This window comes from Streptomyces sp. NPDC001770 (assembly GCF_053596135.1).
In genome coordinates this window covers 197,571-213,375 of record NZ_JBSFFN010000004.1, presented here as the reverse complement: position 1 = coordinate 213,375, position 15,805 = coordinate 197,571, and the positions used below count along the sequence as shown (strand labels likewise).

At 71.9% G+C, this 15,805-nt stretch carries 11 protein-coding genes and 1 pseudogene; 10 read left to right on the top strand and 2 right to left on the bottom strand.

Annotated features, from left to right (window positions below; all coding sequences use genetic code 11):
- The first annotated feature begins 33 nt into the window (after positions 1-33).
- The 4 genes and pseudogenes from ACWCSV_RS06060 (at position 34) to ACWCSV_RS06045 (ending at position 3,049) form a co-directional block, all read left to right on the top strand.
- The gene (locus ACWCSV_RS06060; RefSeq protein WP_451139108.1) at positions 34-1,293 is read left to right on the top strand and encodes an SLC13 family permease; all 1,260 of its coding nucleotides are present in this window, start codon (positions 34-36) and stop codon (positions 1,291-1,293) included.
- Between the two features lie 32 nt (positions 1,294-1,325).
- Positions 1,326-1,688, top strand: a pseudogene (locus ACWCSV_RS06055) (signal peptidase I); the annotation flags it as partial.
- A 95-nt stretch (positions 1,689-1,783) separates the two neighbouring features.
- Positions 1,784-2,338, top strand: coding sequence for a GNAT family N-acetyltransferase (locus tag ACWCSV_RS06050; RefSeq protein ID WP_451138928.1), 555 nt, complete (start codon positions 1,784-1,786; stop codon positions 2,336-2,338).
- A gap of 72 nt (positions 2,339-2,410) precedes the next feature.
- Positions 2,411-3,049: a hypothetical protein gene (locus ACWCSV_RS06045; RefSeq protein ID WP_451138926.1), complete on the top strand. Its 639-nt coding sequence runs from the start codon at positions 2,411-2,413 to the stop codon at positions 3,047-3,049.
- 43 nt (positions 3,050-3,092) lie between these two features.
- On the opposite strand, the gene ACWCSV_RS06040 is transcribed toward ACWCSV_RS06045, so the two are convergent.
- Positions 3,093-4,313 (bottom strand): PQQ-dependent sugar dehydrogenase, encoded by a 1,221-nt coding sequence (locus ACWCSV_RS06040; protein WP_451138924.1) that lies wholly within the window; start codon positions 4,311-4,313, stop codon positions 3,093-3,095.
- A gap of 223 nt (positions 4,314-4,536) precedes the next feature.
- Positions 4,537-5,529: an aldo/keto reductase gene (locus ACWCSV_RS06035; RefSeq protein ID WP_451139106.1), complete on the bottom strand. Its 993-nt coding sequence runs from the start codon at positions 5,527-5,529 to the stop codon at positions 4,537-4,539.
- Between the two features lie 378 nt (positions 5,530-5,907).
- Here ACWCSV_RS06035 and ACWCSV_RS06030 point away from each other — a divergent pair, with 378 nt between their 5' ends.
- The 6 genes from ACWCSV_RS06030 to serA all read left to right on the top strand — a co-directional run bounded on the left by ACWCSV_RS06030 (position 5,908) and on the right by serA (position 15,760).
- Positions 5,908-6,858 carry a 2-hydroxyacid dehydrogenase gene (locus ACWCSV_RS06030; RefSeq protein ID WP_451138922.1) on the top strand — a complete coding sequence of 317 codons (951 nt, stop codon included), beginning with the start codon at positions 5,908-5,910 and terminating at the stop codon, positions 6,856-6,858.
- A gap of 395 nt (positions 6,859-7,253) precedes the next feature.
- Entirely contained in the window at positions 7,254-10,094 is a 2,841-nt protein-coding gene (locus ACWCSV_RS06025; RefSeq protein WP_451138920.1) for a putative bifunctional diguanylate cyclase/phosphodiesterase, read from the top strand.
- Between the two features lie 202 nt (positions 10,095-10,296).
- Positions 10,297-12,153, top strand: a complete 1,857-nt coding sequence (locus ACWCSV_RS06020; protein ID WP_451138918.1) for an acetolactate synthase large subunit — start codon at positions 10,297-10,299, stop codon at positions 12,151-12,153.
- 22 nt (positions 12,154-12,175) lie between these two features.
- Positions 12,176-12,703, top strand: a complete 528-nt coding sequence (gene ilvN / locus ACWCSV_RS06015; protein ID WP_386886297.1) for an acetolactate synthase small subunit — start codon at positions 12,176-12,178, stop codon at positions 12,701-12,703.
- Between the two features lie 136 nt (positions 12,704-12,839).
- A complete protein-coding gene (gene ilvC, locus ACWCSV_RS06010) occupies positions 12,840-13,841 on the top strand; it encodes a ketol-acid reductoisomerase (RefSeq protein WP_327178153.1) in 1,002 nt (333 codons plus the stop codon).
- A gap of 326 nt (positions 13,842-14,167) precedes the next feature.
- On the top strand, positions 14,168-15,760 hold the full coding sequence (serA, locus tag ACWCSV_RS06005) for a phosphoglycerate dehydrogenase (protein WP_390962493.1): 1,593 nt from the start codon (positions 14,168-14,170) through the stop codon (positions 15,758-15,760).
- Positions 15,761-15,805: the final 45 nt, after the last annotated feature.

Below are 15,805 nucleotides of genomic sequence, written 5' to 3'. Positions count from 1 at the left end.
CCGGTGGCGGGCCCGTCGGCCCCGGAGGGTCCGCTGAACACCGTGCTCGCCGCGACCGTCTCCGTCGCCGTCCTCCTGGCGGTCCTCGCCTTCGCCGTCGTACGCCCGCGCGGGCTGCCCGAGGCCGTGCTGGCCGTGCCCGCCGCCCTGCTGGTGGTGGCGATCGGAGCCGTACCGCTCTCCGAGGCGCGCGAGCAGACAGAGGACCTGCTGCCGGTCGTCGGCTTCCTCGCCGCGATCCTCGTACTCGCCCAGCTCTGCGCCGACGAGGGACTCTTCAAGGCGGCCGGCGATCTGGTCGCCCGGCTCTGCGGGGGCCGCACCGGACCGCTGCTCGCCGGGGTGTTCGTGGTGGCCTCCGTCATCACCGCCGTGCTCTCGCTGGACGCCACGGTCGTGCTGCTGACCCCCGTCGTCTTCGCCACCGCCGCCCGGGTGGGCGCCCGCCCCCGCCCGTACGTCTACGCCTGCGCGCACCTGGCGAACTCCGCCTCCCTGCTGCTGCCCGTCTCCAACCTCACCAACCTCCTCGCCTTCACCGCGAGCGGGCTCTCCTTCACCCGGTTCGCCGCGCTGATGACGCTGCCCTGGCTGGCCGCCATCGCCGTCGAGTACGTGGTCTTCCGCCGGGTCTTCGCCGAGGACCTCGCGGCCGGCGCCCACGCACCGGACCCGGAGGCCGAACGCACCGAGGTGCCCGTCTTCACCCTGGTGGTGCTGGTGCTGACCCTGGTGGGGTTCGTCGTCACCTCCTTCGCGGGCGCCGAACCCCTCTGGGCGGCCCTCGCCGGCGCCCTGGTGCTCGGGGTGCGCGCGCTGGGGCAGCGCCGGACCACCCCGCTGCGGCTGCTGCACTCGGCGAACCTGCCGTTCTGCCTCTTCGTGCTCGCCCTCGGCGTCGTGGTCAAGGCGGTCGTGGACCACGGGCTCGGCACCGGTATCGGCAAGGTGCTCCCCGACGGCTCCTCGCTCACCGCGCTGCTCGCCGTCGCGGCCGTCGCCGCCGTGCTGGCCAACCTGATCAACAACCTCCCCGCGATCCTCGCGCTGCTGCCGGTCGTGGCGGCGGCCGGCCCCGGACCGCTGCTCGCCGCGCTGATCGGGGTCAACCTCGGCCCGAACCTGACGTACGTCGGTTCGCTGGCCACCCTCCTGTGGCGCCGCATCCTGCACGCCCACGACTCCCCGCCCGACCTCGGCCACTTCACCCGGCTCGGTCTGCTGACCGTCCCCGCCACCCTCGCCGTCTCGACCGTCGCGCTCTGGGGGGCGCTGGAACTGATCGGGGTGTGAGGCGGCGTGCGCGCGGATTAGCCTTCGTACACATGGACGACAACGTGTACGTGGGCAACGCCGGCGCGGACGCGGCGCTGGACCGGGGATGGATCCTCGGGCACTTCAAGGACGCCGCGGACCCCCGCCACAGCGAGGACGTCGAGATCAAGTGGGGCGTCCACCCGCGCGGCGACGAGCGGGCCCAGTGGGTGCGGGGCGAGGAACGTACGGCGCTGCTGGTGCTCATCGGCGGGCGGTTCCGGGTGGAGCTGCCCGGCCGGGACGTGGTGCTGTCGCGCCAGGGCGACTACGTCGTCTGGGGCCATGGCGTCGACCACTCCTGGTTCGCGGAGGAGGAGTCGGTCGTCCTGACGGTCCGGTGGCCCTCGGTGCCCGGGTACGCGGTGCCCGAGGCTCCCGCGGACGGAAGCCGAGCGGACGTTTGTGCGAGTATGTCCGGCGTGCGTGCCGGTGTGTCCGGCGTGCGTACCGATGACGAAGGAGCCGCATGTTCGCAGTGAGCCTGGGTGAGGACGGAGCCGAGCTCTTTCCGCTGGAGGTCTGGCAGGCCGAGGAGTTCCTCGCCCACATGGACCGGGCCCGCCCGGCCCTCGACCCCTGGATCCCCTTCGCGAGCTTCGCCACCGACCTGCCCTCCGCCCGCGCCCTGCTCCAGCGGTACGCGGACAAGCAGGCCGCCGACACCGGACGGCTCTACGGCATCCGGCTGAACGGCACCCTCGTCGGCGGCGTGCTCTTCCGGATCTTCGACGCGGAGGAGGGCAACTGCGAGGTGGGCTGCTGGCTGGAACCGGACGCCATGGGACGCGGCCTGGTCACCCGGGCCGTGCGCGTACTCATCGACTGGGCCGTCGACGTCCGGTCGATGCACCGGATCGAGTGGCACGCCTCCGCCGGGAACACCCCGTCCATCGACGTGGCCCGCCGGCTCGGCATGACCCGCGACGGGGTCCTCCGGGAGAGTTACGCGTATCACGGTGTGCGCCACGACACCGAGATCTGGTCGGTCCTCGCCCCGGAATGGCGGGCCGGACGGGCCTGAACCGCCCAGGACGGCCGCCGGGGGACCGTGACGTTAAGAGGGTTCTCATACGGGACCCCTAGCGTGCGGCGCATGAACACCTCCACCTCCAAGACCTCTACCGCCCCTGCCGCCGAAGACGACCGCGAGGAGCAGCCGCCCACGTCCGAAGCCGCCGCCGCGGTGGCGCAGGGAGGCTCCCCGGCCGCCGGGGAGAAGAACGGGCCGTCCGACGCCCTCACCAAGACCGGCCCCCTCGGCACGACCGACGATTCCGAGGGGTTCGAGGACCTGGACGAGGGGCTGGACGACGAGGATCCCGACGACGACGCCGCCTCCCGGGGCATCGGCGCCGGAGCCGGGGCCGTCGTCTCGACCGCCCTCGGCGTCGTCGGCCTGGTCGGCGGCTGGACCGGCAAGGTCGCCTCCGAGCGCGAGACCCTGATCGGCCAGATCAAGACCTCCAACGGCGGCAGCGCCGCCCAGCAGATCTCCGAGATCTACGGCGACTCCTGGCACACCACCGCCCTCGTCAACGGCATCTTCGCGATCCTCGCCGTGCTCGTCGGCGTCTTCGTGCTGGTACGGCCCGCCTTCGGCACGCCCTCCGCGCACCCGCAGCCGTCCTGGATCCGCTCCGTCGCCCTCGGCGGCGTGGTGCTGGGCGCGATCGGGCTGGTCCTCTCGATCGCCATGTTCTTCGACCTGATCGTCGGACTGCCGAGCACCTGACCCGGCCCGGACCAGGTAGTGGCCGGATCCCAGCGTCCGGCCACTACCCGACCTCCACCAGCAGGATCCGGTCGTCGCCCGGCTTCGGGTCGCCGCGCCCGTCGGTGTTGCCGGTCACCACCCACAGCTTGTCGCCGCCCGCCGCGACCACCGTCCGCAGCCTGCCGTACGTCCCCTCCAGGAACGCCTGCGGCTTCGCCAGGGGCTCCTTCGCCGAGCCGCTCAGCGGAATCCGCCAGAGCCGCTCGCCGCGCAGCCCCGCCATCCAGACCGAGCCCCTCGCGTACGCGATGCCGCTGGGCGACGCCTCGGCCGTCTTCCACTGGGCGACCGGGTCGATGAAGTCACCGCCCGCGCCCTTCGGTGCGATCCCCTCCACCTCGGGCCAGCCGTAGTTGCCGCCCGGCTCGATGAGGTTCAGCTCGTCCCAGGTGTCCTGGCCGAACTCCGAGGCCCAGAGCCTCTTCCCGCCGTCCCACGCGAGCCCCTGCACATTGCGGTGACCGGGGGAGTAGACCACCGAGTCCGCCGCCGGATTGCCGTGCACCGGCTCCCCGTCCGGGGTCATCCGAAGGATCTTGCCCGCCGGCGAGTCCTCGTCCTGGGCCAGTCCGTCGTCGCCGGTCTCGCCGGTGCCCGCGTACAGCATCCGGTCCGGGCCGAACGCGATCCGGCCGCCGTTGTGGACGGCACCCTTCGGGATGCCGCGCAGGATGGTGTCGGGCGCTCCCAACTGCTCCCCTGCCGGACGCCGTTCGTCGTACACCATGCGGGCGATGCGGTTGTCGGACTCGGTGGTGAAGTACGCGTACACCTGGTGGTCGGCGCCGTACGTCGCGGCGACCGCGAGCCCCAGCAGCCCGCCCTCACCGGCCGGCGACACCCCGGGGACCGACCCCAGCAGGGTCTTGCGGCCGGTCTTCGCGTCGACGCGGGTCACCGTGCCCTCGTCCCGGGAGGAGACCAGCAGATCGCCGCCGGGCAGCACCGCGAGCCCCCAGGGGGATCGCAGCCCGGTGGTGAGGGTCGAGACGACCTTCGCCGAGCCCTCGGCGGGCGGCGGCGAGACCGTGGGGGACGGGGAGGCCGACGGCGAGGCTGCCTCGGCGGGGCCGCTCGCGTCCGTGGCCCCCGGATCTGCCGGGCCCTCCGGGGACGACGAGCAGCCGGCGGTCAACGCCAGGGCCGCCGCCACGAGGAGGGCCACCACCGCCGGGCCGCGTGCGCCCCGGACACGTACTGATTCGAACACCGCACCGCGCACAGAACCGATCCTTCTCCGGGCCCGCCGGGCCCCGTCGTCCGCTCCGGGCCGCCCGTCCACGGACCGCCCCCGCCCATGGTGCCCGTACCGGCGCGGGGTAGTCGGGCATCGCGCCGAACCGGTCGCACTCCGGTCGCACTCCGGCCGCGCTGCCGGAGGCGGCAGCCGTGCGGGGCCGTCAGCCCGCGAGCCGAGGGCTGTCAGTCCGCGAGCCGGGGCGCCCTCAGTCCCACGAGCCCAGGGCCGGCGGGAGCGCGGCGATCTCGGCCAGATCGCGGCCGGTGAGGGCCAGCGCCGCGGCCCCGGCGTTCTCCACCGCCCACTCCTCCCGCTTGGCCCCCGGCACCGGCACCACGTGCGGGCCCTGCCGCAGCACCCACGCGAGCGCCACCTGCGCCGGCGTCGCCCCGTGCCGCTGCGCGACCCGGCGCAGCCCGGCCACCAACGGCTGGTTGGCGGCCATCATCTCGGCGGTGAACCGGGGGTGCCGGGCCCGGGGATCGTCCGGTTCGAAGCCCTGCCCCGGCTTCAGGGTGCCCGTGAGGTAGCCGCTGCCCAGCGGCATCGCGGCCAGCAGCCCCACCCCGCGCGCGGTGCACCAGGGGAGCAGGGAGACCAGCGCCTCCGGCGACCACACCGACAGCTCCGCCTCGACCGCGCTGACCGGGAAGACCTGCTGCACCCGCTCCAGCTGCCGGATCGTCGCGTCGTACAGCCCGGCCCGGGACCGGCGCGGCACCCGCGCCCCCACGGCGCACAGCCCGAGTGCGCGTACCTTCCCGGCGGTCACCAGCTCCGCCATCGCGCCCCAGGTCTCCTCCACCGGCACCTCCGGGTCGGCGCGGTGCAGCTGGTACAGGTCGATCACATCGGTCTGCAACCGCCTCAGCGAGGCGTCGCAGGCCCTGCGCACGTACCCGGCACGGCCGTTGGCGACGATGTGCTGATCCCCCACCAGCAGCCCGCACTTGGTGGAGATGAAGGCGTCCTGGCGGCGGCCCTTCAACGCCCGGCCGACCAACAGCTCGTTGGTGAACGGGCCGTACATGTCTGCCGTGTCGAGCAGCCGGACCCCCGCGTCGAGAGCCGCGTGCACCGTACGCACCGAGCGTTCGCCGAGCCGCTGTGACGCGCTGTAGCCCCAACTCATCGGCATACAGCCCAGCCCCACCGCGCCCACGGCGAGCGCCGCCCCACCGATCGTCCTGCGCTCCAACTCCCCGAACCCTCCCTCGGCCGTGTCCGGCACCGCCCAGGGCCCGCCCCGTGCTCCTCCCACGATAGGGAGTGGATCAGCACGTCGCGTCACGCGGCCAGGGCCTTTCGTCCGGATCATGCCGGGCTCGCGTGCCCGGACGCCGCACGGATCACGGGACAGCCCCGGGGAGGACAGCTTCCCGCGAAGACGCCCCGACGCCTCGGCGGCGCGCCCCGACGGCCTGCCTCCCGCCTCGGGAAGATGGCGTCCACGGGTCCCGCACGGTGTCGGTGGCACGACCTCCGCCGGCCCCGCACGACCTCGGAGGCATGACGTCCGCCGGCCCCGCACGACCTCGGAGGCATGACGTCCACCGCCTCGCATAGCCTCGGGTGCATGACTTCCACGACCTGCACCGACGTGTGGCTGCCGCTTCCGGCCGACGAGATGTCCGGGCTTCCCGAGGGCTTCACCTACCACTTCTGGGACGGCGGAGAGGAGTTCCCGGCCGACCCGGCACAGTGCGCCTTCTACGTGGTGCCGTACGCGAAAACCGCGCGGACGTCCGTCCGCCCGATCCCCGAGATGCGGGCCGTGCAGGTCGTCCAGACCCTCTCGGCCGGTACCGACCACGTGGAACCCGCCCTCGCCGGGCTTCCCGCCGGCGTGCGCCTCTGCAACGCCAAGGGTGTGCACGAGGCGTCCACCGCCGAGCTCGCCCTCGCGCTGGTCCTCGCCTCGCTGCGCGGCATACCGGGGTTCGTGCGGGGCCAGGACGCCGAGGAGTGGCGGTCCGGCTTCTACCCGGCGCTCGCCGACAAGTCGGTGCTCATCGTGGGGTACGGCTCCATCGGCTCGGCCATCGAGGACCGGCTCGCGCCCTTCGAGTGCGCGCGGATCGCGCGCGTAGCGCGCACCCCCCGGACCACCGCGCGCGGGCCCGTCCACGCCCTCGGCCAACTGCCCGCGCTGCTGCCGCAGGCGGACGTCGTGATCCTCTCCACCCCGCTGAACCCGTCCACGCGCGGGCTGGCCGACGCGGCCTTCCTGGCAGCGATGCCGGACGGCGCCCTGCTGGTGAACATGGCCCGGGGCCCCGTCGTGGACACCAAGGCGCTGCTGGCCGAACTGGAGTCGGGGCGGCTGCGGGCCGCACTCGACGTCACCGACCCGGAACCGCTGCCCGCGGGCCACCCGCTCTGGCACGCCCCCAACGTACTGATCAGTCCCCACGTGGGCGGCAGCACTTCCGCGTTCCTGCCGCGCGCCAAGCGGCTGATCGCCGGTCAGCTGAACCGGTTCGCCGCGGGGGAGCCCGTGCACAACGTCGTGCACACCACCGGCTGACAGCGGTCCGGAGCGGCGACAGCACGCCCCGTACGCACAACACCCCAGGTCGTCACGGAGAGTAGAGGAAGTATGGCCCTGCGTGACGGGTCTGGTGTATCGTCCAGAGGCGGGGGCTGCGCCGTGGCAGGACGGCGGCGGGGCGGGCAGCTGGACGCGAGGGGGCAGTGGGCGATGTGCGGCCAAAAACGGGACGGACGGACGCGGAACCGGCGACAGCGGTCCTCGACGCGAGCGCTGCGCCGCAGCCGCCCGCCGTCGCGACCGGTGCTCCGCCGCGTGGCTGCGGGCCGGAGCGCGACGGCAGTTCGCGCGGTGGCGCGGCGAGCGTGCGTGCCGGACGCCGCCGGACAGGCGGGACCTGCGGAACACGACCTGGACCGGGGGTCGGTCCGGTGAGTGCCCTGGACGCCCCGCTCTCCCGCAGGCCGGCCGTGTCCGCCCGCGCGCGGGTGCTGCCCCAGGTCCTGCTCGCGGTCGTCTGCGCGGGTTACGCGGTCGGTGCCGCCGTCGGCTGGGGCTCGACCCGACTGGCGCTCTTCATGGGCGACTTCGGCCTCAGCCTGGCGGCCCTCATCGCCTCCGTCTCCTGCTTCCTGTACGCGGGCGCGGCCGGGCGTCCCTCCCGGGCCGCCTGGCTGCTCTTCTCGTTCTCGTCCGCGATGGCCGCCTGCGGCAACGCCATCTGGGGCTGGTACGAAGTCGTCCTCGACGGGCACGTACCGCCGCTCTCCGCCGCCGACTTCTTCTTCCTCTGCTTCGCCCCGCCCGCGATCGTCGGACTCCTGGTGCTCGCCAAACGCCCCGTCTCCCGGGCCGGCTGGGTCTGCCTGGTGCTGGACGCCTGGCTCATCGGCGGATCGCTGCTCACCCTCTCCTGGAGCCTCGCCCTCGCGCACACCACCGACGTCGTCGGCGAGGGGGAGAGCGTCGCCCGCGCCGCACTGTCGCTCGCCTACCCGCTGCTCGACATCGTGCTCGTCTCCATGGTCCTGGCCCTCCACTTCCGGCGGAACAACGCCAACCGCTCGGCGGTCAACACCGCCATCGCCGGACTCGCCCTGACCGTCGTCAGCGACGCCCTGTTCACCTCCCCGCTGCTCCGCTCGACCTACCACTCGGGCCAGCTCCTGGACGCGGGCTGGTTCGCCGGCTCGCTGCTGCTCGCCTACGCCCCCTGGGGCGTACGCCATACGACCGCACCCGCCGGGCACCCCGCGTACGCCGAACGCCCCGGCCGGGCCGGGCGCACCACCAGCCGGCCGATCGCCGGATCACTGGCCGCGCTCACGCCCTACCTCGCCGCCGCCGTCTGCACCCTCGGCATCCTGTACAACGTCGTCGAGGGCCGCCGGGTCGACGGTGTGGTGGTCTTCACCGGCTGCGCCGTCGTGCTGGCCCTCGTACTGCGCCAGGCGATCATGCTCCTGGACAACCTCACCCTCACCCAGGAACTCGCCCAGCAGGAGAACCACTTCCGCTCCCTGGTCCAGGGCTCCAGCGACGTCATCATGATCGCCGACCCCAACGGCAAGCTCCGCTACGTCAGTCCGGCGGCGGCCGGGGTGTACGGCTGCCCGGCGGAGGACCTGCTCGAAACCGAACTCATCTCGATCATCCACCCCGACGACCGCGGCAGAGTCGTCCACCAGGTGCGGCGCTTCCTCGCCGCCCCGCCCGCCGAGGAGCCCACCACCCGGATCGAGTGCCGCTTCCGGTCGGGCTCCGGGGACTGGCTCAACGTCGAGTCGACCGTCAACCGCCACCACGGCGGCCTCCTGCTCAACAGCCGCGACGTCACCGAACGCGTGCGGCTCCAGGCGCAGTTGCAGCACAACGCCGAACACGACCCGCTCACCGACCTGCCGAACCGGGCGCTCTTCACCTCCCGGGTGCGCCAGGCCCTCGGCGGACGGCGGGCCGGCGACCTCGGCACCGCCGTGCTCTTCATCGACCTCGACGGCTTCAAGGCCGTCAACGACACCATCGGGCACCAGGCCGGCGACGAACTCCTCGTCCAGGCCGCCCGGCGGCTCGCCGACTCGGTCCGCGCCGCCGACACCGCGGCGCGGCTCGGCGGCGACGAGTTCGCCGCGCTGATCGTCGGAGACGGCACCCGCGACCAGGCCGCCCGGGAGTACCAGGTCCACGAGATCGCGGACCGGCTGCGCCTCACCCTCTCCCAGCCGTACCTCATCGGCACCGGCGAGGTGCGGGTGGCGGCCTCCATCGGTGTCGCCTTCGCCGAGCCCGGGATCACCCCCACCGACCTCATGCGCAACGCCGACCTCGCGATGTACCGCGCCAAGGCCGCCGGCAAGGACCGGGTCGAGCTGTACGCCCCGCAGATGCAGGCCGACGTCGTGCGCCGCTCCGAGCTCGCGGCCCGGCTGCGCACCGCCCTGCGCGAGGGCGAGTTCGCCCTGCTCCACCAGCCCGTGGTGCACCTCGCCTCCGGCACCGTCGCCGCGGTCGCCGCACAGGCCCGCTGGCGGTCCGCCCAGGGCATCCTCTTCACCCCCGCCGAGTTCCTGCGCGTGGCCGACGACGGCGACCGCACCGCGGAACTCGGCCGCTGGCTGCTCGAGGAAGCCGTCCAGCAGGCCGCCGAGCGCACCCGGGCCGGGTACCCGGTCTCCGTCTCCGTCCGGCTCTCCGCCGGGCGCCTGCTGGACAACGCCCTCCCCTTCGGCTCCGTCGAGGCGTTGCTGACCCGCCACGGCCTGCCCTCCGGCGCCCTGATGATCGAAGTGGGCGACAGCGACCCGCGGATCTCCTTCGACGAACTCGAACGCCGCCTGGTGGCGCTGCGCCGCCTCGGCGTCCGTATCGCGCTCGACGGCTTCGGCAGCGGGTACGCCGCCATCAACGCACTGCGCCGCCTCCCCATCGACGTACTCAAACTCGACCGGGGCCTGGTCGAAGGCGTGGTGGAGTCGGCCCGGCTGCACAAGATCACCAGCGGGCTGCTGCGGATCGCCTGCGACCTCGGGATGCAGTCGGTGGCCGACGGCGTGGACGTCCCGGAGCAGGTGCTCGCGCTGCGGTCCATGGGGTGCACCCACGGCCAGGGGATGGCCTTCTCGGGGCCGCTGGACGAGTACCGGCTGCGCCACGCGCTGCGCCGCGGGCACTTCCCCGTACCCGGAGTACCGGCAGCTCAGCCCGTCCTCGCCGGGGGGTCGCCACCCCGGCTGGGCGGCTCACATGATGAGACGTCCGTCCCACCCGCTTGACACGGTCGCCGTGCCGGAGAGAGGGTCAATGCCATGCGCACCCGAATTCTCGTACTTGGAAAGCGCGTCGGCTGAAGCGGAGTCATACGACACTCCGCTTACCCCACCGGCGCGCTCCCCTCGCTTGCCTCACGGCACGAGGGGTTTTTTGTTGCACTGGCACTCCCCAAAACCCCGCAAAACCCTCAGCCTCGAGAAGAGAATGCCGATGACCGAGCAGGCCACCGGGGCCCACCACCCCCAGTCGCGGTCCCGTACCGGCGGACAGCCGTCCGCCATCGTTGAGCACGTCACGGGTGCGCAGTCCCTCATCCGCTCTCTCGAAGAAGTCGGCGCCGACACGGTATTCGGCCTTCCCGGCGGCTGCATTCTCCCCGCCTACGACCCGCTGATGGACTCCACCCGGGTGCGCCACGTCCTGGTCCGGCACGAGCAGGGTGCGGGTCACGCGGCCTCCGGCTACGCCCTGGCCACCGGCAAGGTGGGCGTCTGCATGGCCACCTCGGGCCCCGGCGCCACCAACCTGGTGACCCCGATCGCCGACGCGCACATGGACTCCGTGCCGATCGTCGCGATCACCGGTCAGGTCGTCTCCGCCTCCATCGGCACGGACGCCTTCCAGGAAGCCGACATCTGCGGCATCACCATGCCGATCACCAAGCACAACTTCCTGGTCACCAACGCCGACGACATCCCGCACACCATCGCCGAGGCCTTCCACATCGCCTCCACCGGCCGTCCGGGCCCTGTCCTCGTCGACATCGCCAAGGACGCCCTCCAGGCGCAGACCACCTTCAGCTGGCCGCCCACCCAGGACCTCCCGGGCTACCGCCCGGTCACCAAGCCCCACGCCAAGCAGATCCGCGAGGCCGCCCGGCTGATCACCCAGGCCAAGCGCCCGGTGCTGTACGTCGGCGGCGGCGTGATGAAGGCCGGTGCCACGGCCGAGCTGAAGGTCCTCGCCGAGCTCACCGGAGCCCCGGTCACCACCACCCTGATGGCGCTGGGCTCCTTCCCCGACAGCCACCCGCTGCACGTGGGCATGCCCGGCATGCACGGTTCGGTCACCGCCGTCACCGCGCTGCAGAAGGCCGACCTGATCGTCGCCCTCGGCGCCCGCTTCGACGACCGCGTCACCGGCAAGCTGGACAGCTTCGCCCCGTACGCCAAGATCGTCCACGCCGACATCGACCCGGCCGAGATCGGCAAGAACCGCCTCGCCGACGTGCCGATCGTCGGCGACGCCCGGGAGGTCATCGCCGACCTGGTCCAGGCGGTCCAGGCCGAGCACACCGAGGGCAACACCGGCGACTACAGCGCTTGGTGGAAGGACCTCAACCGCTGGCGCGAGACCTACCCCCTCGGCTACGACATGCCCGAGGACGGCAGCCTCTCCCCGCAGCAGGTCATCCAGCGCATCGGCGAACTGGCCCCCGAGGGAACGATCTTCGCCGCGGGCGTCGGCCAGCACCAGATGTGGGCCTCGCACTTCATCCAGTACGAGAAGCCCGCCACCTGGCTCAACAGCGGGGGCGCCGGAACGATGGGATACGCGGTCCCGGCCGCGATGGGCGCCAAGGTCGGCCGCCCGGACGCTCCCGTCTGGGCCATCGACGGCGACGGCTGCTTCCAGATGACCAACCAGGAACTCACCACCTGCGCCCTGAACAACATCCCGATCAAGGTCGCCATCATCAACAACGGCGTCCTCGGGATGGTCCGCCAGTGGCAGACCCTCTTCTACAACCAGCGGTACTCCAACACCGTGCTGAGCGGCGGAGCCGACACCGACGGCGTCACGCAGCGCGGCACCCGGGTGCCGGACTTCGTCAAGCTGTCCGAGGCGATGGGCTGCTACGCCATCCGCTGCGAGGACCCCGCCGACCTGGACAAGGTCATCGAAGAGGCGAACGCCATCAACGACCGGCCGGTCGTGGTCGACTTCATCGTCCACGAGGACGCCATGGTGTGGCCGATGGTCGCCGCCGGCACCTCCAACGACGAGGTCATGGCCGCCCGGGGCGTCCGCCCCGACTTCGGCGACAACGAAGACGACTGAGAGACAGAGAGAGACCGACTCCATGTCCACCAAGCACACGCTCTCCGTCCTGGTCGAGAACAAGCCCGGTGTCCTCGCCCGGATCACCGCCCTGTTTTCCCGACGCGGGTTCAACATCGACTCGCTCGCCGTCGGGACCACCGAACACCCCGACATCTCCCGCATCACCATCGTGGTGAATGTCGAGGACCTGCCCCTGGAGCAGGTGACCAAGCAGCTCAACAAGCTGGTCAACGTCCTGAAGATCGTCGAACTGGAGCCCGGCGCTGCGATCCAGCGCGAGCTCGTCCTGGTGAAGGTCCGTGCGGACAACGAAACCCGCTCGCAGATCGTCGAGATCGTCCAGCTGTTCCGCGCCAAGACCGTGGACGTCTCCCCGGAGGCGGTCACGATCGAGGCGACCGGAGGCGCCGAGAAGCTGAGCGCGATGCTCAAGATGCTGGAGCAGTACGGCATCAAGGAGCTCGTCCAGTCCGGCACCATCGCCATAGGGCGCGGCGCGCGCTCGATCACCGACCGATCCCTGCGCGCTCTCGACCGCACCGCATGACCCCTCGGGGGGCCCGCGGCGCACAGCCCGGGCCCTCCGCCCCCGTCTCGCCGCTCGGATGGCGAGACCGGAGAACGTACACGGCGCCCCCCGCCGTACGGTGGGACGCAACACCTGCACACAAGGAGAATCACCAGTGGCCGAGCTGTTCTACGACGCCGACGCAGACCTGTCCATCATCCAGGGCCGCAAGGTCGCGGTCATCGGCTACGGCAGCCAGGGCCACGCCCACGCGCTGTCGCTGCGCGACTCCGGCGTCGACGTCCGCGTCGGTCTGCACGAGGGCTCCAAGTCCAAGGCCAAGGCCGAGGAGCAGGGTCTGCGCGTGGTCACCCCGGCCGAGGCCGCGGCCGAGGCCGACGTCATCATGATCCTCGTGCCGGACCCGATCCAGGCCCAGGTCTACGAGGAGTCCATCAAGGACAACCTCAAGGACGGCGACGCCCTGTTCTTCGGGCACGGCCTGAACATCCGCTTCGACTTCATCAAGCCGCCGGCCAACGTCGACGTCTGCATGGTCGCCCCCAAGGGCCCGGGCCACCTGGTCCGCCGTCAGTACGAGGAGGGCCGCGGCGTTCCGTGCATCGTGGCCGTCGAGCAGGACCCGTCGGGCAAGGGCCTGGAGCTCGCGCTCTCGTACGCGAAGGGCATCGGCGGCACCCGCGCCGGCGTCATCAAGACGACCTTCACCGAGGAGACCGAGACCGACCTCTTCGGCGAGCAGGCCGTTCTCTGCGGTGGCACCGCCGCCCTGGTCAAGGCCGGTTTCGAGACCCTGACCGAGGCCGGTTACCAGCCGGAGATCGCGTACTTCGAGTGCCTCCACGAGCTGAAGCTCATCGTCGACCTCATGTACGAGGGCGGCCTGGAGAAGATGCGCTGGTCCATCTCGGAGACCGCCGAGTGGGGCGACTACATCACCGGCCCGCGCATCATCACGGACGCCACCAAGGCCGAGATGAAGAAGGTCCTCGCGGAGATCCAGGACGGCACCTTCGCCAAGAACTGGATGGCCGAGTACCACAACGGTCTGCCCAAGTACAACGAGTACAAGAAGGCCGACAGCGACCACCTGCTGGAGACCACCGGCCGCGAGCTGCGCAAGCTCATGAGCTGGGTGAACGACGAGGAGGCGTAAGCCTCTCACTGCCGGGCGGCCTCTTCGGGGCCGCCCGGCAGTGCATCGCCCGGCTCCGTGTCACTGCGGGGCGCGACGGGCGAAGCGGAAGGAAACGCAGACCGGAAGGGCGCCACCGAGAGGCTGCGGTCGTACGTATGTACAGGCCGTCCCATCTCGTGAGGGTGATCCTTCCACCGGGGAGCAGTCATTGCCCCGGTGCATGACTACACTGCTCAACACATATACGCGTCAGGGCCCACAGTGTCGTGCGTCTTCCACGCGGCTAGCCTCCACCGCCTGCGGCCGTCGGGACGGCCGTCCGCACTGGATTTGTGAGGACACACGTGAGCTCGAAACCTGTCGTACTCATCGCCGAAGAGCTGTCGCCCGCCACGGTCGACGCCCTGGGGCCGGACTTCGAGATCCGGCACTGCAACGGCGCCGACCGCGCCGAACTGCTCCCGGCCATCGCCGATGTCGACGCGATCCTGGTGCGTTCCGCCACGAAGGTCGACGCCGAGGCCATCGCCGCGGCGAAGAAGCTCCGGGTCGTGGCCCGCGCGGGTGTCGGTCTGGACAACGTCGACGTCTCCGCCGCCACCAAGGCCGGCGTGATGGTCGTCAACGCGCCGACCTCCAACATCGTCACCGCCGCCGAGCTCGCCTGCGGTCTGCTGGTCGCCACCGCCCGCCACATCCCGCAGGCCAACACCGCCCTGAAGAACGGCGAGTGGAAGCGCTCCAAGTACACGGGTGTCGAGCTCAGCGAGAAGACCCTCGGCGTCGTCGGCCTCGGCCGCATCGGCGTGCTGGTCGCCCAGCGCATGTCCGCCTTCGGCATGAAGATCGTCGCGTACGACCCCTACGTGCAGCCCGCCCGCGCCGCGCAGATGGGCGTCAAGCTCCTCAGCCTGGACGAGCTGCTCGAGGTCTCCGACTTCATCACCGTGCACCTGCCCAAGACGCCCGAGACCCTCGGTCTCATCGGCGACGAGGCCCTGCACAAGGTGAAGCCCTCGGTGCGCATCGTCAACGCGGCCCGCGGCGGCATCGTGGACGAGGAGGCGCTCGCCTCCGCCCTCAAGGAGGGCCGCGTCGCCGGAGCCGGCCTCGACGTGTACGCCAAGGAGCCCTGCACGGACTCCCCGCTCTTCCAGTTCGACCAGGTCGTCTGCACCCCGCACCTCGGCGCCTCCACGGACGAGGCCCAGGAGAAGGCGGGCATCGCCGTCGCCAAGTCGGTGCGCCTCGCGCTCGCCGGCGAGCTGGTGCCCGACGCGGTCAACGTCCAGGGCGGCGTCATCGCCCAGGACGTGCGCCCGGGCCTGCCGCTCGCCGAGAAGCTCGGCCGTATCTTCACCGCCCTCGCGGGCGAGGTCGCGGCCCGGCTCGACGTCGAGGTGTACGGCGAGATCACCCAGCACGACGTGAAGGTGCTCGAACTCTCCGCGCTCAAGGGCGTGTTCGAGGACGTCGTCGACGAGACCGTCAGCTACGTCAACGCCCCGCTCTTCGCGCAGGAGCGCGGTGTCGAGGTCCGCCTCACCACCAGCTCCGAGTCGGCCGAGCACCGCAACGTCGTCACCGTGCGCGGCACCCTCGCGGGCGGCGAGGAGGTCTCGGTCTCCGGCACGCTGGCCGGCCCCAAGCACCTCCAGAAGATCGTCGCCATCGGCGAGCACGACGTCGACCTGGCGCTCGCCGACCACATGGTCGTCCTGCGCTACCAGGACCGTCCCGGTGTCGTCGGCACCGTCGGCCGCATCCTCGGCGAGGCCGGTCTCAACATCGCGGGCATGCAGGTCTCGCGCTCGGACGCGGGTGGCGAGGCGCTCGTCGTCCTCACCGTCGACGACACCGTCCCGCAGCCGGTGCTGAACGAGATCTCCGAGGAGATCGGGGCCGCCATGGCCCGCTCGGTGAACCTCGTCGCCTGAGCCGTTTCCCGCACCGTGTGACCTTCGCACCCGGGGCCCGTACGT

Excerpts from the sequence above, each read along its gene's own strand:
- ACWCSV_RS06020 (WP_451138918.1), top strand. The coding sequence starts at position 10,297 with ATGCCGATGACCGAGCAGGCCACCGGGGCCCACCACCCCCAGTCGCGG.
- ACWCSV_RS06050 (WP_451138928.1), top strand. The coding sequence starts at position 1,784 with ATGTTCGCAGTGAGCCTGGGTGAGGACGGAGCCGAGCTCTTTCCGCTG.
- ACWCSV_RS06045 (WP_451138926.1), top strand. The coding sequence starts at position 2,411 with ATGAACACCTCCACCTCCAAGACCTCTACCGCCCCTGCCGCCGAAGAC.
- ilvN (WP_386886297.1), top strand. The coding sequence starts at position 12,176 with ATGTCCACCAAGCACACGCTCTCCGTCCTGGTCGAGAACAAGCCCGGT.
- ACWCSV_RS06030 (WP_451138922.1), top strand. The coding sequence starts at position 5,908 with ATGACTTCCACGACCTGCACCGACGTGTGGCTGCCGCTTCCGGCCGAC.